Source organism: Microvirga makkahensis (assembly GCF_009830105.1).
Taxonomy (GTDB): domain Bacteria; phylum Pseudomonadota; class Alphaproteobacteria; order Rhizobiales; family Beijerinckiaceae; genus Microvirga; species Microvirga makkahensis.
Genome location: NZ_WURB01000008.1, coordinates 72,973 through 93,630 on the forward strand (window position 1 = coordinate 72,973; position 20,658 = coordinate 93,630).

The following is a 20,658-nucleotide window of genomic DNA, read 5'->3' on the forward strand; positions in this document are numbered from 1 at the left end:
CAGCTAGACTTACAGACTTGGCCTCAGATGGAGATATTCGGGGCCAACATTCCAGACCAAGTGCGGGCGAGCATCGAGGGAGCAGACGTTGTCATTTGTGATGTGACCCGTCCAAACTTGAATGTTTACTATGAGGCTGGTTTTGCGATCGGGAAAGGAAAAGCAGTCGCACCGGTTGTGAATGCCTCATTTGCGAATGCGGTTACTGACCTGCAGCGCGACGGTCTATTTGATAACATCGGCTACAAGACTTATGAAAACTCAAACCAACTAGCGCAGCTGATTGTAGACCTTCCATCCTCAAGTCTTTCGGAACTTTATTCGAAGCCAGTCAATCACCAGCAACCGCTCTTCCTACTGGATTCATTCCGCAAGACTGATTTCAGAAATGCAATTGTTTCTGCTGTCAAAGCGTCGAAGGTTTTTTATCGTAGCTTTGATCCCGTCGAGGTTCCTCGCTTCTCAAGTGTTGCGATGATAGCGGAGACTACAGCATCGTCAGGTATCATTATCCCAATCCTTGGGCAGCATGTCGACGACGCAGATCGCCACAATTTAAGAGCTGCCTTTCTTGCTGGACTTGGTCACGGTTTGGGCCGCCAAACGTTACTGCTTCGTATGCTCTCGCAGGAGCAAGTGGGACCCACGGACTATCGCGAAGTAATCAAAGCGGTTCGGGACGAGGCTCAAATCGACGAGCTTGTGCGTGACTTCGCGCGAAACTCGCTATTAGCGAGCCAGTCTCTCAATGCTGTCGGTGGTAAGGCAGCAAAGAGTGCGTTGCAGCGGCTCACGCTCGGCGCGTCTGCGGCAGAAAACGAGTTTCGTACTCTCGAAGAGTATTTCGTTGAGACCGCCGAGTACCTTAGAACTCTACGAGGGGAAATCAATGTAGTTGCTGGGCGAAAGGGATCTGGGAAAACGGCAATATTCTTTCGTGTCCGCGACAGTTTCCGTCAGGAGCGAGACTCTATTGTCACAGATTTGAAGCCCGAGTCCCATCAGTTGAGCTTGTTTCGCGAAGAGCTGCTCAAGATTGTTGATTCAGGTGTATTTGATCATACGCTAGCGGCGTTCTGGTATTTTGTTATTCTTTCAGAAATCTTATTGACTATTAAGCGAGAGGCTGATCACCGGTCGAAGTTTGATAGCCGGGCACTTAGCGTTGCGCGCGAGATTGGCGACCTACTTGAGGAGACCGGCGTAGCGGATAGTGGCGACTTCACTTCTCGGATCAATCGCCTTGGAACTTTCATCCTCCAAGAGATTGAACAGGCTAACGCAGCACGTGAAAAGTTGTCGCCAGAACGGCTGACCAACATCGTATTTCGAGTTGGGATTTCTCAGATCAGGCAGCTGATCCATAAGCACACTAACAGTCGGACTCAGATGATCCTGTTGTTCGATAACATCGATAAAGGTTGGCCGGCGAACGGTGTTCATCCCTTTGATGTTCGACTTGTACGCTTACTAATCGAGGTGCTCGATAAGATCCGCCGCGACTTCAACGTGGCAGAGCGTGACTTCATGTCAGTCGTCTTTCTTCGCAACGACATTTATGAGTTGCTCGTCGAAAACACACCGGATCGGGGTAAGGCTGGTCAGCTTCGGATCGACTGGACGGATCGTGCTAAACTTCGGCAGGTTATTTTTCGTCGTCTTCAAGCATCACTGAAAGATCACACCTCGACCTTTGAACAAGTCTGGACCCGACTTTTTGTGCCAAATGTCGGTGCGCGGGAGTCATTCGACTATTTCGTCGACCACTGTCTGATGAGACCACGTTTTCTGATCAATATAATCGAAAACGCGGTTGCGAATGGCATCAACCGTGGGCACCTGCGAGTTGAGGAGGACGATTGCGTAGATGCTGTGCGCCAGCACTCGCTCTACCTAGTCGAGGATTTTGGTTATGAGATTCGAGACGTCTCAGGCTTATCAGCCGACATTCTCTATTCGCTCGTCGGTGTGGCAAAACACCTGACGAAAGAAGAGGTAATCAACCGCTTCAAGGAGGCTGGAGTAGAGGTCGCCGAGCAAGAAACGGCCTTCCGTTTAATGCTCTGGTATGGCGTGCTCGGAATCGTGACCAAGGACGCCAGGGAGAAATTCATCTACGATTACGAGTACAACATTAGGCGATTGGAAGCAGAACTCCGACTGATGAAGGATGAGACGCTTTACGTCGTTAACCCAGCACTTCACGTAGCTCTTAGCACTTGAGATTTCCATCTGCTCAGTCCAGATGAGGTTACTCAATGGCGATATGAGAGACATCTTTGGCTGTCTACAAGATCCTGAGGTTCATAGTCGGACCCCAGGAGGCTATTTGGCAGGTATACGGGGAACAGAGACGTCCAGTGTATCGGGTCGATGCTTCGTCAGGCTAGAAAACTAAGGGTTGGGTCGGGCAATGTCCGATAAGTAGGGATTATCGGACATTGCTGCAGGCACACGGACCCGTGGCTCGGATCCAGTTTGGATCTCCAACAGCGGTGTACGTGGGCATCTCAATGGTGTCGGCCGTAATCGCGCCCTAGCGGGATTTAGACAAGCCCTAGGACGCGCTGTGCTCTCCTATGGTTGAGCGCAGCTGAAATTCGCAGCCTCGTCGATGTTCCCGGTGCCAGAGTACGTCGCCACCTGCGGATACGGGCATAGCGGGCGGGTTCGCACGACCTGCGAGCTTGACACCTGCCGCGCCTGCAGGGACTCAGGGGCTTTGCCGCTCTCGACCCAGTTGATGAGCGGCGTCATGGCGTCGAAGCGATCAGGGCCGAAGCCACCGCGGCAATGGAACATGCCAGGCACCATAAACAGCCGGTAGAAGTTGCTCGTCCGGTCCTCTCCCATCGTCCGACGGACCCGCTCGTAGTAGTTCACCCCCATCATCGGGTTCAGGGCAGGGTCGGCCCAGCCGAAGTAGGTGATGAGACGCCCACCGCGCTTTTCGAACTCGGACAGATCCGGGTTGTTCGCATCAAGGATCTCCCGGATCCGGGAGATCGGCTCGACATCCTTGTCGAAGTTGAACTGCTTCCAATCCAGGTTGGGCTGCGAGGCGGGTATATTGGCAAAGTACTTCAGGAAGCTCTCGCCATAGGCCAGCTGACGGCTCTTGGGTCCCTCAGAGACGATCCACTCTTTCCAGCCACTCGCGCCGCTGGCATCCGCAAGCTCCGCCCCCGGAAGCTGGCCCGGGAAGATGACCTCGCCCTTGCTCTTCACGCCACCATAGATGGTCTGGAGCGTCTCGACTTGGGCTTGGGTGAAGCACTGATCACCGGTCTGGCCTTCGGCGCATTGCGGCAGGTCCTGAGCTGGGTTGAAGGAGCATTGGCGTGGGTCGGCCAACAGACCGTCCTTGGCACCGTCCACGGCATCACACTTGTCCAGCACGGCCTTTGCGATCACAGGAAGCTGCCGGAGGGAGATCGGCGCCTTTGCCAATGCCTGAGCGTTCCACACGCCCCAGAGCTGGGTTCCGGTGAAATCGAGAACGGGAGCGCCGGCGAGGATGCCGTCGAAGTCGCCCGGATAGCGCTGAGCCGACATGAGACCCTGTCGCCCACCGGTAGAGCAGCCCTCCCAGTAGGAGTAGGAGGGGGGACGATCATAGTAGGCCTGGATGAGGTCCTTGGCCCTGGTGACGGTCACGTGGACCCCGCGGGAAGCATAGTCCACGAGCTTGCCGAGGTTGTTCTCCGCAAAGCTGCCGAGCGGTTGGGCCCGGGCATCGTGTCCGCTGTTCTGCTGAACCACGGCAAAACCCTGCCGCAGAGCGGCGTTGCGGGTGTCCTGCCGGCTGGCTTCCGCCAGATTTTCGCCGGCATAGCCGCCATTGCCGAACATGTAGAGCCGCCGGTTCCAGGCATCTGGAAGGGTGATCTCGAACTGGATCTCCGGCTGGATCACGCCCGTGACCTGACAGTGGGCAGGGTGCCGGTCGGTCGCCTCCACAGATCTCGATTTGAGGAAGGACACCTCCGGAAGCACCAAGCGCTCGATGGCCGTGCAGGCCACCTGCGGGGATATCGGCGTGGAGCGAAATGGGGCATCGGGCGGTGCCGCGGTGAAGCTGGAGGCGTTCTCTGCGTGAACCGGGATGATGCCAGCCCAAAGCACAGCGGCCGCGAGAAGCGGGCGTTCGAAGGCGTTCATGCGCGTTTCTCTCCCTTGGCTGCGGCCATCATTGCCGCTTGTCCATGTTCAGGAGGAAAGAGGGTAGAGAGCCGCGTATGCTTCTCAATGGATCAGATACGCAATGGATTGGACAAACCGCACATTTGGCTGGGTATCACACCGCTACCCCATGAAGCGGCGAGGTTTGACCATCCGAATGATGTTTCAAATCTTCCCCAAGCCGATCCAAGTGGAGCCCCTAACAGTGATCTGTTGGCACGGAGCTGAAGTAGGACGAGGGTCCGCTGATGAGAGGAACACCGGACATTCGCGAAGGGCAGGGGATCGGCAGAGAATGACCCAGCCTGTGTCAAAACACGAACGGGTCCGCTCTCGACGAACTATTTGTACAACATCAGCCTTGTATGCTGTGGATTCTCCGGTCCAATCGGCCTCGCGAGACATAGAATTGCTTTAGCGAGCGACACGTTAGCGTTTTTACACAACCAAGACCCTGAGCTGACTTTGGATTGCCGGTGCGTCGCCAGGTCCTCCAGGCGCACAGTCATCGAAGCTGCTACCGAGAGCACCGGCAGGCCATGCTCGTTCCTGACGTTTGCATGAACCTCTTCCCGGCTTGATCATTGATCTCCTGTCGAAGCTAAGGGAGACAATCATGTCTGACACGCTGTCTGCCGCAGCCATCGCCACAAGCCAGGATGAGAAGATCCGCCAACGCGCCTACGAGATCTGGGAGAGGGAAGGCCGCACCGGCAATCCTGAGGACCACTGGTTCAGGGCGCAGCGGGAGCTTGATGATCAGGGTCGGGAACGCTCGGATGCGACGGTGGAAGATGCTCCCCCGGCCGCTGCGGCTGAAGCTAGCTCTGCTGCCTCTGGCGAAGTCCCTGACGAGCGGTTTGCGGAATAGCCGATCGGACGCCTAGGGAAAGCCTGACCGTATCCTCCTGAGGTGGCAGGACATGCCTCAGCCTGTCCTGCGCCTCCACATACGACTATCACAGGTTAATGGCAGCATGCCTCCGGTGACGTAAAGCCAGGACGTCCTCCACACGCCACATGGCCAGAGGGCAGCCTGCCCGTGTCTGGAGAAGCGAGCGTGTCGACCAACAAACCCCACACCAGCACCTTTCTCGAACAGCCGGATCCGCTTGAGGAGATCTTCGACGTCCACGGCGATCCCGGTCCCGAGCCGATGCTGCCGCCCCACGTGGCGACCTTCCTGGGTGAGCAGCTACAAGCCTTCTACGCCCATCTTGTGAGCGAGCCGGTGCCGGATCGCTTCGTGCAGCTCGTTCAGCAACTGGATGGGAAAAAGAAGAGCCACGATGGCGAGTGAGGATCCTGTCCGCCAGGCGATGCTGGATGCCGTTCCGCACCTGCGCGCCTTTGCCATCTCGCTGACCGGCAACGTGACCTACGCCGACGACCTCGTGCAGGCGGCGCTTCTGCGTGGGCTCGAGAACCTGGACAAGTTCCAGGCTGGCACGAGCATGCAGGCTTGGCTCTTCACGATCCTGCGCAACCAGTTCTACACCGATATGCGCCGCAGTCGCCGGGAGGTGGACGACCCGGAAGGGGCGCTGGCCGGCAAGCTGGCGATCATGCCGGAGCAAGGGGCACGGCTGGACTTCACCGACATGCAGGCTGCTCTGGCCAAGCTCAGCGCGGAGCAGCGCGAGGCGCTGCTGCTGGTGGGCGCCGAGGGCGTGTCCTACGAGGAGGCGGCCCAGATCTGCGGCACTAACCTCGGCACCATCAAGAGCCGCATCAACCGGGCCCGCACCCGCCTGGCGGAACTCCTGGCCCTTGATGCTGAGGAGGACCTTGGCCCTGACCGTCTGGTCAAGGCGGCGCTGTTCGTCCACTCAGCTTCGTAGTCTCGTGAAGAGCTTGGTCGGGAGCAGAGGTGCTTGGCCTGAACGTGTTCTCGGCCGGACTGGTTCGGCCGTTCCGTCATTGGCAACAGGATGCGGATCTTGGGGTGCTGACGCAGCCTTCGCGTCAACCTGCATGTGTATTCTGCGGCGATGCCATGCTTCAACCAGTTCCTGCCGCGCGGTTGGTCTCGGCTTCGGAAGCGTACGCCAGATCAGCAGGGTGCAGGCCTTGCCGATGGCCAGCACCAAGGCCATGCCATAGATCAAGCCAGTCCGGGAGTAACTCTCGTCCATTTCGCTCCCCATGGGACGCCGGATAGAAGGGGTTGATCGTTGTTATTCGGCCGTTTCGCTGTGAACAGCCGCCAGCAAAGGCCGAGTCTCGGTTACATGGGTTAATGCCTGAAGTCAGCCGCCCGAATAAAAGTTAACAATCTGTTAACTCCACTGTGCCTCGCCTAAGTATCAGAAATCAGGAGGCACAGTGATCTATAGCCCCGGAAGCCCGTCCATGCCGACCAGCGAGCGTAAGCGCCACATTCTCGTTGTGGAGGATGAAGCGATGATCAGCATGTTGCTTGAGGACATGGTTCTGGACTGTGGCGCCGAGATCGTAGGTCCGGTCGCCAAGTTTGCTGATGCTCTTGAGCTTGCTCATAAGGCAGAGTTCGAGGTCGCGGTTCTCGACCTCAACCTGAATGGTACCCTCAGCTATCCCATTGCCGAAGTGATCCGCGAGCGCGGCATTCCAGTGATCTTTGCAACTGGCTACGGCACAGATGGACTGCTCGACAGGTTCAGCGACTGCCCGACGCTCCAGAAGCCCTTCAGCCAGCAGGACTTTGCTGAAGCAGTAGCGGCAGCGTGCCACCAGGATGCTGCGGATCGTTGTGGTTCGTGACTTATCGGCTTCTTCCCTGGTCCTCCTGTCTCATCCTTTCCCTGACACCGCCTTCCACCGTCGTGCCGGAGCGCATTGGCTGGTGCAACGTCCCTGATGTCGGAGGAGCCGGAGGCGCCGTCTCAATCTGGACCCTGTGGTAGATATCCCCGGCGACGTGCTCGGTCAGATCGGGCAGGAGCCGGTGGGCCGTGACCGCCGTCTGAGCCTTCCACCCGACCGCGACCTCCTTGGTCGGGTGGATCGAGGACCAAACGATAGAGTCGACCACCTTTTGGGGGTCGTCCATCAAGATCATGCGTGGAGTGCCCCCACTATAGTTCGCCGTATGCTCGAAAAACGGCGTATCGGCGGCCCAGGGCATGACCGTGACAACCTTGATGTTGTCCAAGCGATTGAGCCGGATCTCCTGATTCAGAGCCGCACCGAGACCATTCACGGCATGTTTCGAGGCGGAGTAGATTGCCTGATAGGCCAGCGGCACCTCGCCCTCCACTGAGGAGATGTTGACGATTGTGCCGAAGCCCTGCTGGCGAAACAGTCGCATCGCCGTGTGGCTGCCATAGACCACACCCTTGAGGTTGACGTCGATCACCCGGTCGTAATCCCGAAGCGGCACGTCCTCGAACCGGCCAATTGCTCCAACGCCTGCATTGTTGATCCACACATCGATGCGACCGAACCGGTCGACCGCAGCCCTGGCGAGCCGATCCATATCCCTCGATTGGCTGACGTCTGTGGTCACAACCAGCGGTGTGCCGCCTGCGGCACGGACCTCGGCCGCAACTTCCTTGAGAACCTCAGTTCGGCGGGCAGCAAGAACAACGTTGGAGCCATGGCTGGCCAGCTTCAGGGCCACACCGCGACCGAACCCGCTGGAGGCGCCGGTGACTACGTAGGTGCGGCCCACCAACCACTGGCGTTCGGGGTGCATGAGCTGTGACGGGGCCGCGCATCCTCCTAAAGAAGCGCCTAGTATCACCATCGCCAGGACTGCCAAAAGCGTCTCTCGTCGGAACATGGCCGCTCGACCCTCATCGTGCAGCGATGCATGGCTTGTGGCAGCCGATCGTGTTGTGGCACGACTCACCGCGCGGCCAGACACCCAGAGCCACCAACGCTAAAGGATACTTGAGTCCCACGGCAAGCTTCACCAGCAAGACAGCGGCAAGTGCGGGTGGCAGACGGACAGCGGGCTGCTTATGACACGGACTGGAACCTTGGGTCTTCAGGCGGTGATAACAACGTCCATCAACGCATAGAGCCTCGCTCGCTGTTCCGTAGAGGCTACTGCGAAGTGAGGCAGCCTAACGCGCCAGGGTTTGTTCGACCCAGGCTCCAGCCTCTTCGGGTGTCTTGAACAGGGGCGCGTGCTGACTGTTGCACTTGCCAAAACCCGCTTCCAGGTACCACCACCCCTTGTTCTCAGAGGCGTGGTGTGTCCCGTCGAGGCGCACGAACACGGCGGCGAGCTGGCTGTCGGCAAGGACAAGCGTGCCCTCGCTGTCATGGCCGTCGATGAGCACGCGCATGGGCTGGAATGAGATGTCGAGGGGCATAGCCTTCGCCTTCATGTTGGGGCGAAAGGTCAGTGCCAAGTGGCCGGACACCCTAAAAATCTAATCTGATAAAGCAACTTACTTGCAGCCCCTTTACATAGCTTTATCTAGCTGTCAAACAAGTATTTTGATAAAAAATCTCAAATGAATCCTAAAATTGTGCGTCTCGCCGATGATGTTAATCTTGGAGATTAACATACACCAATGACAGGTATTCGCTTGTGTGCCATGGTGTGCTCATTGTCAGCAACTGATCTTGGGCGCTGATACCTGAGAGATACGACGTGCTCCCGCCTGCAACCGAGGGAGCGCCATCGTGTCCGCACCTTTTCATCCTGACTACAATCCGCTCATCCTTAAGCTGGAAAGCATCTTCGATCTGACCGACGAGGAGCGGCAGGCGCTTGAAAAGCTGCCGATGCAGGTGCAGGTCATCAAGGCCGACCAGGACATCGTGCGTGAGGGGGATCGTCCCTCCCGGTCCTGCCTGCTTCTGAGCGGCTTTACCTGCGTCTACAAGATCACGGCAGGCGGCAAGCGCCAGATCGTCTCCTTCAACATTCCCGGTGACATTCCCGACCTCCAGAGCCTGCACCTGAAGGTGCTCGACAACAGCGTGGCCACCATCAGCCAGTGCCGGGTCGGGTTCATCACCCATGACGACCTACGCGACCTCTGTAACCGCTATCCCCGGATCACGAGTGCCTTCTGGCGCGAGACCCTGATCGATGCGGCCATCTTCCGCGAGTGGGTGACGAATGTCGGCCGACGGGAAGGCGTGAGTCGCATGGCCCATGTGCTGTGCGAGCTGCTGGTGCGCCTCAAAGCGGTGGGCCTAGTCGAGGACCATGCCTGCGACCTGCCAATCACCCAGAGCGAGTTCGCCGATGCGCTCGGCTTCACCACGGTTCACGTCAACCGGGTGCTCCAGCAGATGCGGGCCGAGGGCCTGATCGAGCTGAAAGGGGAACGGCTGACCATTCCCGATTGGGAGAGGTTGAAGCAGGTGGGCGAGTTCGACCCGACCTACCTGCACCTGGAGAATGATCAGGCCGCCGCATGAGCCTCACCCTTCAGCCCATCCGCGTGGCGACCGGCTTCGACGAGGAAGGTATGCTGGTCCTCGATGAGGAGCAGCGGCTGCTAGCGGTGCTGACCCATCTCTCGAACCAGTATGACGGCTTGGCCGGGCATTGGTACCTAGAGGCCAAGTTCGGTGTGCTGGAAGGCCTGGGCCAGCCCACATACCCTGATCTGGATGCCGCCAAAGAAGCAATCGCCCAGCACCTTGCCAGACGGCGCTAGGCGGCTTGGCAGTTCCATAAACGGCCTTACCCGAAATTTTCGCCGTAAGCCATTGATGATATAGCACGCGATAGTCCCCACGCTCGGAAGGTCTCAATTTGGCACGCCTGAGACCTAAGCTCGAAGGCAGCAATCCTCATCGAACCGGACGTTCCGAAAACGCACGGAGTCTCGGTTCCTGACCCAGAGGCGACATTGAAGCTTCCTTTGCATCCTTGAGACACCCGGAACTCGGCAGCGGGAACGAAGCGAGCGGAACAAGGAGGAAGCTTGGCCGTTGACACGGGCCATTGCTTGCCAGGATCTAGCCATGCTTCTGAAAGTCGCCTATTTCATCCTGGCCCTGATCGTCTTTGGGCCTGCTACGGCTCAAGAGGATCAAGCTATCAGGATTGGTCTGCTCAGGTTCGGAACTGTCGCCTGGGAGATCGATACCATCCGGCATCATGGATTGGACCGCAGGCATGGCATTGCCGTAGTCCCGGTGGAGTTTGCCTCCAACGAGGCAGCCAAGGTAGCTTTGCAGGCGGGCGCCGTGGACATGATCGTCACCGACTGGCCCTGGGTCGCTCGGCAGAGAGGCGAGGGAGCAGCCTTCAGCTTCGTGCCCTATTCAAAGGCTGTGGGCACGTTGATGATCCCGCATGCCTCGGCCATCCGGAACCTTGCGGATCTGAAGGGGAGGAGGATCGGGGTTGCCGGCGGCCCGCTCGACAAGAGTTGGCTGCTTCTCCGGGCCTATGCCCAGAAGGAGCTGGGTGTCGATCTAGCAGGGGTTGCCGAGCCCGTCTTTGGGGCTCCGCCGCTCCTGAACGAGGAGCTGGCCCGCGGACGCATCGATGCCATTCTCACCTATTGGCACTACGCCGCTCGTCTTGAATCCGGCGGCGCCAAATCACTCCTGACCGTTGCGGACATGATCCGCCGTCTCGGCATCAATGGTGAAGTGCCGATGCTCGGCTATGCGTTCCGAGAGGAATGGGCCGAGGACAAGGACGCTGCTCTCCAAGGCTTCACTGCCGCCTCACGGGAGGCAAAGGCGTTGCTTGCAGGCTCGAAGGAGGAGTGGATCCGCCTCGCGCCTCAGATCGGAAGCGACGACCCAGCGGTGCTCGGTGCAATCCAGGCGGGCTTCCGTGCAGGCATTCCGGATCGGTGGTCGGCGCCCGAGCGGCAGGCGGCAGGAAATCTTTATACTATCCTGGTCGAGATCGGAGGGGACAACTTTGTCGGCCGGGCGAAAATCCTCGATGCGAAAACCTTCTGGCCCCACGTGTCCTATTGAGGCTGCCGATGCGTGCGGCTGATGTTGCAGGAAGGGAGATGTGGCAGGGAATCGCCTCCGTGCTGCTGTTCCTCTGCCTGTGGCAGGTTGGTTCAGGATGGGCCGAGAGCCGTCTGTTCCCGGGGCCGCTCACCGTCTTCCGGAGCCTGATGCGGGAGGCTCTGCACGGGCCTTTGATCGATCATCTCAGCATCACCCTGGCGCGGGTCAGCATCAGCTTCATCATTGCCATGGCCATCGGCACGGTCCTCGGTGTTGCGCTTGGTCGCCTGCCCTGGCTCGACCGGTGGATTAACCCATGGCTCGTCATTCTTCTCAACGTGCCAGCGCTTGTCGTCATCATCCTGACCTATGTCTGGCTCGGATTGGTGGAAACGGCGCTTCTCGTGGCAGTCGCCGTCAACAAGGTCCCCAATGTGGCTGTCACACTCCGCGAAGGGGCGAGAGCGCTTGAGAGGGATTATGCGGAGGTCGCGCAGATCTATCGCTTCGGTCCCTGGCGAACGCTGCGGGAGGTGATCATCCCGCAATTGGCGCCCTATCTGCTGGCAGCCGCGCGCAACGGCCTTGCGCTCATCTGGAAGATCGTTCTCGTGGTGGAGCTCCTTGGACGGTCCAATGGCGTCGGTTTTCAGTTGCAGAGTTATTTTCAGCTCTTCGATGTGCCGCGGGTCATGGCGTATGCGGCAGCTTTCGTTCTCTGCGTGTTGATCATCGAAGTTGTGCTGTTCGCGCCGCTCGAGCGCCGGGCAGGCCGGTGGCGGCGATGACGATGCGAGTTTCGATCGAGCGGAAGGTCTATCCCAGGCGAGGAGAGGCTCCGGCTCGCGTGCTGTTCGAAGATCTGTCTTTCGAGCTGGCCGATGGCGAGGTCTGTGCCATCGTCGGTTCCTCAGGCATCGGCAAATCCAGTCTCCTGCAAATCGTAGCCGGACTCGACCGGGAGTTCGAAGGTGTGATCACGGACCTGCCGCAGCCTGTCGGCTACCTCTTTCAATCGCCTCGACTACTGCCGTGGCGAACAGCGAGGCAGAATTTGGAGCTTGTCCTTCCGGAGCAGCCCGGGAAAGCAGGGGAGTGGTTGGCGCAGGTGGGTCTTGCCGGGGCGGAGGATGTCTACCCTCAGCGCCTCTCATTGGGCATGGCGCGCCGGGTGGCTCTTGCCCGAGCGCTGGCGGTCCAGCCCAAACTTCTCCTGCTGGATGAGCCGTTCTCCTCTCTGGATGACGAGACTTCGCGAGACATGCAGAACCTCATGGCGACGCATGTGAAGAAGCTGCGTCCGACGACGCTGTTCGTGACCCATCACTGGCACGAAGCTGCCGCGCTCGCCCAGAGGGTGATGACTCTCGATGGCTCCCCGGCACGAATTGTCGATGACCAGCCCATTCGACAGGCAAAGGCGGCTGAATGAGAGCTTTGCTGGTCCTTCTCTCAGTGCTCTTGGCCGTCCCTGTCTTAGCCAACGACACAGCGATCAGGGTTGCGATCATCACGCAGGAGCGCGATCCCATCCTGCCCGTCTCGCCGCTTGATCGGGAGATCCCGGACGAGGGCTTGGCGGGTGCTCGCCTCGGGGTCGCCGACAATGCGACCACCGGTAGGTTCACGAAACAGCGCTTTGTACTGGTGGAGCGTACCATCTCTAAAGACGGCAATCCCGCGGACACGATCCGCACGCTTGCAGCTGAAGGTATTCGGTTCGTGGTCACCGATCTGGACGCGCCGGCCCTGCTTGCCGCGGGGTCGAATGAAAAGGCCCACGAGATGCTGATCATCAATGCGCGTGCGCCCGATGACGAACTGCGCAACGAATCCTGCCGCGCGAACGTCCTGCACACCGTTCCAAGCCGCGCCATGCTGGCGGATGCCTTGGCGCAGTACCTTATGGCGAAGCGCTGGCGACGGTGGTTTCTGGTGACGGGAAGCCGCCCCGGGGATAAGTTGCTGGCTGAAGCCTATCGTCGGGCTGCAAAGCGGTTCGGCGCCCAGATCGTGGCGGAGAAGGACTGGACATTCAAGCCGGGTCACGCCCGCACCGACACGGGCCATGTGACACTGCAGAGCGAAATTCCGGTCCTGACTCAGGTTGCGGATCACGACGTGCTCGTCATTGCCGACGAGGCAAACGAGTTCGGCGATTACCTGCCCGGACGTACGGCGCTGCCCCGCCCCGTGGCAGGGACGCATGGACTGATCACAGCAGCGTGGAGCGCCGTATCGGAGCAGTGGGGCGCCACGCAGTTGCAGGCCCGTTTCGATAAGCTGGCTGGCCGCCGGATGGGTGCAGTCGACTATGCCGCCTGGGCTGCCGTGCGGGCCATCGGAGAGGCCGCGATCCGTTCGCGCAGCAGCGATCCTTCCGCGATCATGGCCTACTTGAGAGGTCCAGACTTTATACTCTCAGGCTTTAAGGGGCAGGGGCAAAGCTTCCGCCCGTGGGACGGACAGATGCGCCAGCCAATCTTGATTGCAGGACCACGCCTCCTCGTCTCCGTCTCGCCGCAGGCAGGATATCTGCATCGCGGCTCTGAACTCGATACCTTAGGCACTGATCGTGAGGAGAGCCGATGCAGGTTTTAATCCTTGCTGCACTTTTTGCGTTCGCATCGCATGCCGCTTTGGCTGAGACGGTCTATGTCTCAAATGAGCAAGATAATACCGTATCGGTTATCGACGGCGCGACATCGAAGCTGATCGACACGATCCCGGTCGGACGGCGGCCGCGTGGCATCGGCCTCAGCGCAGACAAGCAGAAGCTCTATGTAGCTGTCGGAGATGACAACCGCATCGACGTGGTGGACCTGAAGACCCGGAAGATGGAGGACCCGCTGCCGTCCGGAGAGGATCCGGAACTCTTTGTCCTCCATCCCGACGGGCGCCGCCTCTTCGTGGCGAACGAGAACGACAACCTCGTGTCCGTTCTCGATATTCCCGAGCGGCGCATCGTGACCGAGGTCGAGGTAGGCGTTGAGCCGGAAGGCATGGGCGTGAGCCCCGATGGGCGCTTCGTGGTCAATACCTCCGAGACCACGAGCATGCTGCATGTGATCGATGCCGAGACGCTCGAACTCGTCGACAATGTACTGGTGGGCACCCGCCCTCGCGTGGCGCAGGTTTCGGCTGACAGCAAGCAGATCTGGGTCTCATCCGAGCTGCGGGGTACGGTCGAGGTCTTTGATTCCGAGACGCGGGAGCCCATGGCGACAATCGGCTTCGGGGTGCCCGGCGTTCCGCGCGAGCTCATCCAGGCGGTCGGAGTTCAGCTCACGCCTGACGGTTCGCGCGCCTATGTGGCGCTGGGTCCCGCCAACCGGGTGGCCGAGGTTGATGCCAAGACCTTCAAGGTGCTGCGTACCTATTTGGTTGGTCAGCGGGTCTGGCACATTGCGCTATCGCCGGACGCCAAGCGCCTTTACACGGCGAACGGCAATTCGAGCGACGTGTCGGTGATCGATCTCGAAAACCAGGAGGTGGTGAAGTCCATCGGCGTGGGGCGCTCTCCCTGGGGGCTCGTCGTTGCGCCATGACCGCTCTCGTCATCGACAACCTGAGCCACGGCTTCGGCGCCCGGCAGGCTCTGTCACAGGTGAACCTGTCGGTGGAGCCTGGATCCTTCACTGTTCTCCTCGGACCCAACGGTGCCGGCAAGACGACCCTCGTCTCCCTCGTGACAGGGCTCTACAATGCGCAGCAGGGCGACATCCGCATTTTCGATCACTCGATCCGCCGTAATCCTTTGCCCGCTTTGGCCAGTCTCGGCGTCGTTTTCCAGATGCCGACCCTCGATCTCGATATGAGCGTCGAGCAGAACATGGCCTATCACGGTTCCCTGCACGGCCTGTCCCGTCGAGAGGCCAATGAGCGTGCAGGTGAGGAACTAGATCGGCTCGGCGTCGGTGACCGGAGCCGGGACAAGGTACGATCCCTCTCGGGTGGGATGCGCAGGCGTGTGGAAATCGCCCGGGCGCTTCTGCATCGGCCGAAGTTCCTGATCGTCGACGAGGCGACCGCCGGTCTCGATGTTGCCGGACGGCAGCTGCTTCTCAAGCATGTACGGTCTCTGTGCAGCGAGGGCTTGAGCGTGCTTTGGGCCACCCACATGCTGGAGGAGGTGGATCCTGCCGATCAGCTCTTCGTGCTGCACAAGGGACAGGTGCGCTGGGCAGGGCAGGCAAGGGAGCTCGCCTCCGGCCGAACCCTGGAGGCGGCATTCCTGAACCTTACAGGCCATGCATCATGAAGATGCGCTACGCCATGCACGCGCTTGCCGGCATCATGCGTCGGGAAATGCTGCGTTTTATCGGACAGCAGGGGCGGTTCGCTGCAGCCATCGTGCGGCCGCTCGTGTGGCTCGGCATCTTCGCCGTCGGCTTCCGCTCGGTGCTGGGGCTGTCGATCATCCCCCCCTACGAGACCTACATCCTCTACGAGGTCTATATCGTCCCAGGCCTAGTCGGGATGATGCTGCTGTTCCATGGTATGCAGAATTCCCTCTCCATGGTCTACGACCGGGAGATGGGATCAATGCGGGTGCTCCTGACCGCACCCCTGCCGCGATGGTGGTTGTTGGGAGCCCGGCTTCTCGCCAACACCGTCACGGTGCTGCCCATCGTCTATCTGTTCCTGCTGCTCGCCCGCTTCTGGGATGTCCGGCCGCCCGCTTTCGGCTATGGAGCAGTTCTGCCGGCGCTCATCCTTTCCGGGCTTATGCTCGGAGCTTTCGGGCTTGCCCTCTCATCCTTCATCCGCCAGCTCGAAAACTTTGCGGGCGTGATGAACTTCGTGATCTTTCCTATGTTCTTCGCCTCGACGGCACTCTATCCGCTCTGGCGGCTTGATGAGGTCAGTCCGACACTGGCAGCTATAGCCTGGGCCAATCCGTTCTCCCATGCAGTCGAGCTGATCCGCTTCGCGCTGTATCTCCAGTTCGAGCCAATGGCCTTTGCGATTTGTGCTCTGGCCTCGGCCGTTTTTTTCGGGTTCGCGGTCTGGGGCTATGATCCCGGTCAGGGGTTCTGGGCCAGGCGGGCACCCGAATGATCTTTGCCGACCGAGGAACATGGGCACCCGTTCTCAGTTGGCTCGTAGGGACAACCATTTTCGGCAGTCAGCCATGGCAGGGCCACCCAGCAGCTCGTTGCGAAAGGATTTCCGCATATTCCGCGATCCAGGATTTCTGGTCACGCTGGTCCTGATCGGGCTTCTGGCTGCCGTGGGAACCTATATTCTTATCCATGCCTCCAATGAATACGGCATCCCCATCCGGGAGTACTGGCGCTGATCCGGTTCCCACAGACTGCAATCACAACTTCGGGAACATTGTTAAAGCTCAGCTGTTGGAGTCGAGCCGCAGCTGACGCGGTATACCCTCGCGTTCGGGAGAACTCATCTTGGGTGGAGCCCGCCTTGCCCTTGGCCTGACCCTCTCGCTGATCCTTCAGCCCGCTCTTCCGATCTTTGCTCAGCCGACACCACCTCAGCCTGCCGCACCCCCCTTTGTCACCGGGCCTGAAGATGGCCAGTGGGTGATCCCGCAGAAGAACTTTGCCAATACCCGCTATAGCGATCTGTCCGAGATCAACACCGAGACCGTGAGGAACCTCCAGGTCGCCTTCACCTTCTCGACGGGCGTGAACCGGGGGCAGGAATCGGCGCCGCTCGTTGTCGGCAGCACGATGTACGTGCTCTCGCCCTATCCGAACATCCTCTACGCCCTGGACCTGACCCAGCCCGGCGCCCCGATGAAGTGGCAGTACAACCCGAAGCCGGCCGCGGCTGCACAAGGGGTGGCGTGCTGCGATGTGGTTAACCGCGGCCCCACCTTCGCGAATGGGCGGATCTACTTCACAACGCTCGACGCTCATGTGGTTGCGGTGAATGCGGACACCGGCGAGGAGGTTTGGAAGACCAAGCTCGGCGACATCAATCGGGGCGAGACCATGACGATGGCGCCCCTTATCGTCAGGGACAAGGTATTTGTCGGCATTTCGGGCGGCGAATACGGAGTCAGGGGTTGGATTGAAGCGCTCAATGCTGAGGACGGTAAGAGCGTCTGGAAGGCCTACAACACCGGGCCCGATCAGGACGTGAAGATCGGCCCTACTTTCAAGCCGTTTTACGACAGCGACAAGGGCAAGGATCTGGGCGTCACCACTTGGCCGGCGGATGCCTGGCAGCAGGGTGGCGGCACGGTCTGGGGTTGGCTGTCCTATGATCCCGACCTGAACCTGCTCTATCACGGCACCGGCAATCCGGGTCCTTGGAACCCCAATCAGCGCCCCGGCGACAACAAATGGACTGCCGGCATCTTCGCCCGTGACGCGGATACAGGCGAGGCGCGGTGGTTCTACCAGACCTCTCCTCACGATCTTCACGACTGGGACAATGTCAACGAGATGATCCTGCTTGACATGGAGTGGGAAGGGCAGCCCAGGAAGGTGATGGTGCACCCGGGGCGCACGGGTTTCGTCTACGTGATCGACCGTACCAACGGAGAGGTGCTCTCCGCGAAGCCCTTCCACGCGCTGACCTCGGTGACAGGCGTCGATCTCAAGACAGGTCGGCTTCAGACCAATCCTGAAAAGGAACCCGTGAACAATCGCGTGATCCGCGACATCTGCCCGACCGCGCCCGGTGCGAAGGATTGGAACCCGAGCGCCTTCTCGCACAAGACCGGCCTTCTTTATATCCCCCACATGAACATGTGCATGGACTGGGAGAGCGTGGAGCCGAACTACATCGCCGGAACGCCCTATATCGGCGCCGAGGTGCGGATGATGCCGGGCCCGGGCGGCCATATGGGTGAGTTCACCGCTTGGGACATCAGGGAGGGCAAGGAACTCTGGACCATCAACGAGCGCTTTCCCCTCTGGAGCGGCGCGCTTGCGACCGCAGGCGACGTCGTCTTCTACGGCACCATGGATGGCTGGTTCAAAGCCGTTCACGCCCGCTCGGGCGAGGTGTTGTGGCAGTTCAAGGTTGATTCCGGCATCATCGGCCAGCCGACCACCTATCGCGGCCCTGACGGCAAGCAGTACGTCGCCATTCTTTCGGGCGTTGGCGGCTGGGCGGGCTCTATTGTTTCTGCCGATCTCGACCCGCGCGACGGCACGGCCGCCAAGGGCTTCGTCAATGCCATGCGGGAGCTGAAGAACGTCACCACCAAGGGAGGAACGCTCTATGTGTTCAAGCTTCCTTAAGTGGATTGTTCTCGCAGGCTCTATGCTGCTCGTCGGTGCTGTCCAAGCCCGCGAGCTTCGCGTCTGCGCCGATCCCAACAACCTGCCGTTTTCCAACGAAGCTGGGGAAGGGTTCGAGAACAAGCTCGCTTCGCTGATAGCGGAGGAACTCGGCGCTGAGGTTCGCTATACTTGGTGGGCGCAGCGCCGCGGTTTTCTGCGCAACACCCTCAAGGCCGAAGCCTGCGATCTGGTGACGGGTCTGCCCGCTAATCTTGAAGGCGTGCGTACGACGGCGCCTTATTACCGCTCGTCCTATGTCTTCGTGACCAGGACCGGCGGTCCTGAAGTTCAGTCCCTCAACGACCCGGTTCTCCGTCAGGCGAAGATCGGCGTTCACCTTATCGGCGACGATGGCTCGAACACGCCTCCAGCCCATGCGCTCTCCCGCCGTGGCATCATCGAGAACGTGCGCGGCTACATGATCTATGGCGACTACAACGATCCGAATCCGCCGGCCCGGATTATCGAGTCGCTGGCGAAAGGCGAGATTGACGTGGCCATCGTCTGGGGGCCTCTCGCCGGCTACTTTGCCCAGCGTGAGGGCGTGCCGCTCAAGGTGACACCCGTCCGGCCGATCTTTGACGGGCCGCAGCTACCGATGGTGTTCGATATTTCCATGGCCGTGCGCAAGGAGGATGAGGCTATGCGCCAGGAGGTGGATGCGGCACTCGCCCGGCGGCGCGGGGACGTGGATGCCATCCTTGCGGCCTTCGGCGTTCCTCGTCTCGACAACAACCTGAAGCGAGCGGGACGCGTGCCATGAGACAGCTTCTGATCCTGTCTCTGTCCGTGCTAGCCCTTGCCGCCTGTGAGCGGGAAGATCGTGAATACCGTGCCAATCCCGTCACCTCTGAGACAGAGGAAAAGATTGCGCTATCGCCCCTGTCTGCAGGCCCTAGTGGGCCGACGGAGCAGCGGTCGGGCCTGGGCCAGCAATACGAGGAAAACGCCTATCACATTGCTCAGGGCAAGAGGCTCTACATCTGGTTCAACTGCAACGGCTGTCACGCCCATGGCGGCGGTGATTCCGGGCCGCCGCTTTTGGACGACCGTTGGATCTATGGCGGGCAGATCGAGAACATCGTGCAGACGATCCGGGAGGGCCGCCCGAACGGCATGCCGTCCTTTCGGGGCAAGGTGCCGGATGACCAGATCTGGCAAATCGCGGCGTATGTCCGTTCCATGGGACGAAACGTGCCGAAACCGGCAGCGCCTGGCCGCAACGACGACATGCACCCTGGCCCTGCTGAGCAGCGCAGGCCACCGGGCGAAGTGATGGATGGCGGTCAGATCCCGCCTGCTGCGCAGATGCCACAGTGAGGTGCGGATGAGAAGGATCGCACCTGCTCTCCTGCTCCTGTGCCTGCCTCTCGGAGGATGTCAGCATTGGCAGTCGGTTCTCAATGCCCGGGGACCTGCGGCAAGCACGCTCGCCCACATGTTCTGGATCTTCGTCTCAGTGCTTGCCACAGTGTGGGTCCTGACCATGATCGCTCTTCTCCTGGCGTTGCGCAGGAGACGCCCCGAGGATGCGGACCCGCTCGCGACGAACCCCACAACCGAGCGGCGCATGACCATCACGATTTCCGTTGCCATCGGTCTGACGCTCCTGACAGTCATTTCCTTGACCGGATTGAGCTACGCGGCCCAGAAGGTGCTGTTTGCTCATAAGGATGGAGCTCTGACGCTGCTGGTCACGGGGCAGCAATGGTGGTGGAAGATCACGTACGAGGATTCCCAGCCGAACCGGGTCTTCACCACCGCGAACGAGATCCACATCCCGGTGGGCGAGCCGGTGCTGATCAAGCTCGAATCCTCCGACGTGATCCACTCCTTCTGGGTCCCGAGCCTCACCGGCAAGATGGATGCCATCACCGGCCGGCAGAACCAGATCCAGATTCAGGCTGACCGCCCGGGTATCTATCGCGGGCAATGCGCCGAGTATTGCGGGCTCCAGCATGCCCATATGGGCCTCATTGTCGTTGCCGAGAGCAGGGAGGACTTTGAGCGCTGGCGTGAGCAGCAGATATCCTCGGCCATTCCTCCTGGTGACGAGGAGCGCCAGCGGGGCATGGAGATTTTCATGTCAAAACCCTGCATCATGTGCCACCAGATCCGCGGCACGGATGCGGGCGGCAAGATCGCGCCCGACCTCACCCATGTGGGCAGCCGCCGCTATATCGCGGCCGGAACCCTGGAGACGACCCGAGGCAACATCGCCGCGTGGATCGTCGATCCGCATGGCGTCAAGCCCGGCGTGAACATGCCGACAATCCAGCTCGAACCCGATGAGGTTCAACCTCTTGCAAGCTATCTGGAGGGGTTGAAGTGACCCGGGCCC

The 20,658-nt window shown here is 60.0% G+C and carries 22 protein-coding genes; 19 read left to right on the top strand and 3 right to left on the bottom strand.

The features are described from left to right. Positions 1 to 27 precede the first annotated feature (27 nt). Positions 28 to 2,223 carry a P-loop ATPase, Sll1717 family gene (locus GR328_RS12950; RefSeq protein ID WP_160884948.1) on the top strand — a complete coding sequence of 732 codons (2,196 nt, stop codon included), beginning with the start codon at positions 28 to 30 and terminating at the stop codon, positions 2,221 to 2,223. A 354-nt stretch (positions 2,224 to 2,577) separates the two neighbouring features. Here GR328_RS12950 and GR328_RS12955 read toward each other — a convergent pair whose 3' ends face one another. Further along, on the bottom strand, positions 2,578 to 4,161 hold the full coding sequence (locus tag GR328_RS12955; protein ID WP_160884949.1) for a DUF6351 family protein: 1,584 nt from the start codon (positions 4,159 to 4,161) through the stop codon (positions 2,578 to 2,580). 637 nt (positions 4,162 to 4,798) lie between these two features. Here GR328_RS12955 and GR328_RS12960 point away from each other — a divergent pair. The 4 genes from GR328_RS12960 (at position 4,799) to GR328_RS12975 (ending at position 6,924) form a co-directional block, all read left to right on the top strand. Continuing rightward, the gene (locus GR328_RS12960) at positions 4,799 to 5,053 is read left to right on the top strand and encodes a DUF2934 domain-containing protein (RefSeq protein ID WP_160884950.1); all 255 of its coding nucleotides are present in this window, start codon (positions 4,799 to 4,801) and stop codon (positions 5,051 to 5,053) included. A 189-nt stretch (positions 5,054 to 5,242) separates the two neighbouring features. Next, a complete protein-coding gene (locus GR328_RS28240) occupies positions 5,243 to 5,482 on the top strand; it encodes a NepR family anti-sigma factor (RefSeq protein ID WP_343039377.1) in 240 nt (79 codons plus the stop codon). Further along, positions 5,472 to 6,023 (top strand): sigma-70 family RNA polymerase sigma factor, encoded by a 552-nt coding sequence (locus GR328_RS12970; protein ID WP_160884951.1) that lies wholly within the window; start codon positions 5,472 to 5,474, stop codon positions 6,021 to 6,023. The genes GR328_RS28240 and GR328_RS12970 overlap by 11 nt, the downstream gene beginning before the upstream one ends. Before the next feature lie 511 nt (positions 6,024 to 6,534). Further along, complete coding sequence (locus GR328_RS12975) at positions 6,535 to 6,924, top strand: response regulator (protein WP_160884952.1); 390 nt, start codon at positions 6,535 to 6,537, stop codon at positions 6,922 to 6,924. 1 nt (position 6,925) lies between these two features. On the opposite strand, the gene GR328_RS12980 is transcribed toward GR328_RS12975, so the two are convergent. Together GR328_RS12980 and GR328_RS12985 are read right to left on the bottom strand one after the other, a co-directional pair. After that, positions 6,926 to 7,945, bottom strand: a complete 1,020-nt coding sequence (locus GR328_RS12980) for an SDR family NAD(P)-dependent oxidoreductase (protein WP_205789958.1) — start codon at positions 7,943 to 7,945, stop codon at positions 6,926 to 6,928. A 286-nt stretch (positions 7,946 to 8,231) separates the two neighbouring features. Next, entirely contained in the window at positions 8,232 to 8,522 is a 291-nt protein-coding gene (locus GR328_RS12985; protein WP_160884954.1) for a hypothetical protein, read from the bottom strand. 277 nt (positions 8,523 to 8,799) lie between these two features. On the opposite strand from GR328_RS12985, the gene GR328_RS12990 reads away from it, so the two are divergent. The 14 genes from GR328_RS12990 (at position 8,800) to coxB (ending at position 20,649) form a co-directional block, all read left to right on the top strand. Next, positions 8,800 to 9,546: a Crp/Fnr family transcriptional regulator gene (locus GR328_RS12990; RefSeq protein WP_343039378.1), complete on the top strand. Its 747-nt coding sequence runs from the start codon at positions 8,800 to 8,802 to the stop codon at positions 9,544 to 9,546. Continuing rightward, positions 9,543 to 9,788 (top strand): hypothetical protein, encoded by a 246-nt coding sequence (locus tag GR328_RS12995; protein ID WP_160884955.1) that lies wholly within the window; start codon positions 9,543 to 9,545, stop codon positions 9,786 to 9,788. Before GR328_RS12990 ends, GR328_RS12995 begins: the two co-directional genes overlap by 4 nt. A 310-nt stretch (positions 9,789 to 10,098) precedes the next feature. Continuing rightward, entirely contained in the window at positions 10,099 to 11,073 is a 975-nt protein-coding gene (locus GR328_RS13000; RefSeq protein WP_160884956.1) for an ABC transporter substrate-binding protein, read from the top strand. Between the two features lie 38 nt (positions 11,074 to 11,111). Further along, positions 11,112 to 11,843, top strand: a complete 732-nt coding sequence (locus tag GR328_RS13005; protein WP_160884957.1) for an ABC transporter permease — start codon at positions 11,112 to 11,114, stop codon at positions 11,841 to 11,843. After that, positions 11,840 to 12,487: an ABC transporter ATP-binding protein gene (locus GR328_RS13010; protein WP_160884958.1), complete on the top strand. Its 648-nt coding sequence runs from the start codon at positions 11,840 to 11,842 to the stop codon at positions 12,485 to 12,487. The genes GR328_RS13005 and GR328_RS13010 overlap by 4 nt, the downstream gene beginning before the upstream one ends. After that, complete coding sequence (locus tag GR328_RS13015) at positions 12,484 to 13,656, top strand: ABC transporter substrate-binding protein (protein ID WP_160884959.1); 1,173 nt, start codon at positions 12,484 to 12,486, stop codon at positions 13,654 to 13,656. Before GR328_RS13010 ends, GR328_RS13015 begins: the two co-directional genes overlap by 4 nt. Further along, positions 13,644 to 14,603, top strand: a complete 960-nt coding sequence (locus GR328_RS13020) for a PQQ-dependent catabolism-associated beta-propeller protein (protein ID WP_160884960.1) — start codon at positions 13,644 to 13,646, stop codon at positions 14,601 to 14,603. Before GR328_RS13015 ends, GR328_RS13020 begins: the two co-directional genes overlap by 13 nt. Continuing rightward, positions 14,600 to 15,316, top strand: a complete 717-nt coding sequence (locus GR328_RS13025) for an ABC transporter ATP-binding protein (protein WP_160884961.1) — start codon at positions 14,600 to 14,602, stop codon at positions 15,314 to 15,316. Before GR328_RS13020 ends, GR328_RS13025 begins: the two co-directional genes overlap by 4 nt. Beyond that, on the top strand, positions 15,313 to 16,116 hold the full coding sequence (locus GR328_RS13030) for an ABC transporter permease (protein WP_160884962.1): 804 nt from the start codon (positions 15,313 to 15,315) through the stop codon (positions 16,114 to 16,116). Before GR328_RS13025 ends, GR328_RS13030 begins: the two co-directional genes overlap by 4 nt. A gap of 73 nt (positions 16,117 to 16,189) precedes the next feature. After that, positions 16,190 to 16,357: a hypothetical protein gene (locus tag GR328_RS13035; protein ID WP_160884963.1), complete on the top strand. Its 168-nt coding sequence runs from the start codon at positions 16,190 to 16,192 to the stop codon at positions 16,355 to 16,357. Positions 16,358 to 16,466: 109 nt separating this feature from the next. Then, a complete protein-coding gene (locus GR328_RS13040; protein WP_160884964.1) occupies positions 16,467 to 18,275 on the top strand; it encodes a methanol/ethanol family PQQ-dependent dehydrogenase in 1,809 nt (602 codons plus the stop codon). Continuing rightward, complete coding sequence (locus GR328_RS13045) at positions 18,256 to 19,080, top strand: substrate-binding domain-containing protein (protein ID WP_160884965.1); 825 nt, start codon at positions 18,256 to 18,258, stop codon at positions 19,078 to 19,080. The genes GR328_RS13040 and GR328_RS13045 overlap by 20 nt, the downstream gene beginning before the upstream one ends. Further along, positions 19,077 to 19,637 (top strand): c-type cytochrome, encoded by a 561-nt coding sequence (locus GR328_RS13050; protein ID WP_160884966.1) that lies wholly within the window; start codon positions 19,077 to 19,079, stop codon positions 19,635 to 19,637. Before GR328_RS13045 ends, GR328_RS13050 begins: the two co-directional genes overlap by 4 nt. 7 nt (positions 19,638 to 19,644) lie before the next feature. Then, a complete protein-coding gene (gene coxB / locus GR328_RS13055) occupies positions 19,645 to 20,649 on the top strand; it encodes a cytochrome c oxidase subunit II (protein ID WP_160884967.1) in 1,005 nt (334 codons plus the stop codon). Positions 20,650 to 20,658: the final 9 nt, after the last annotated feature.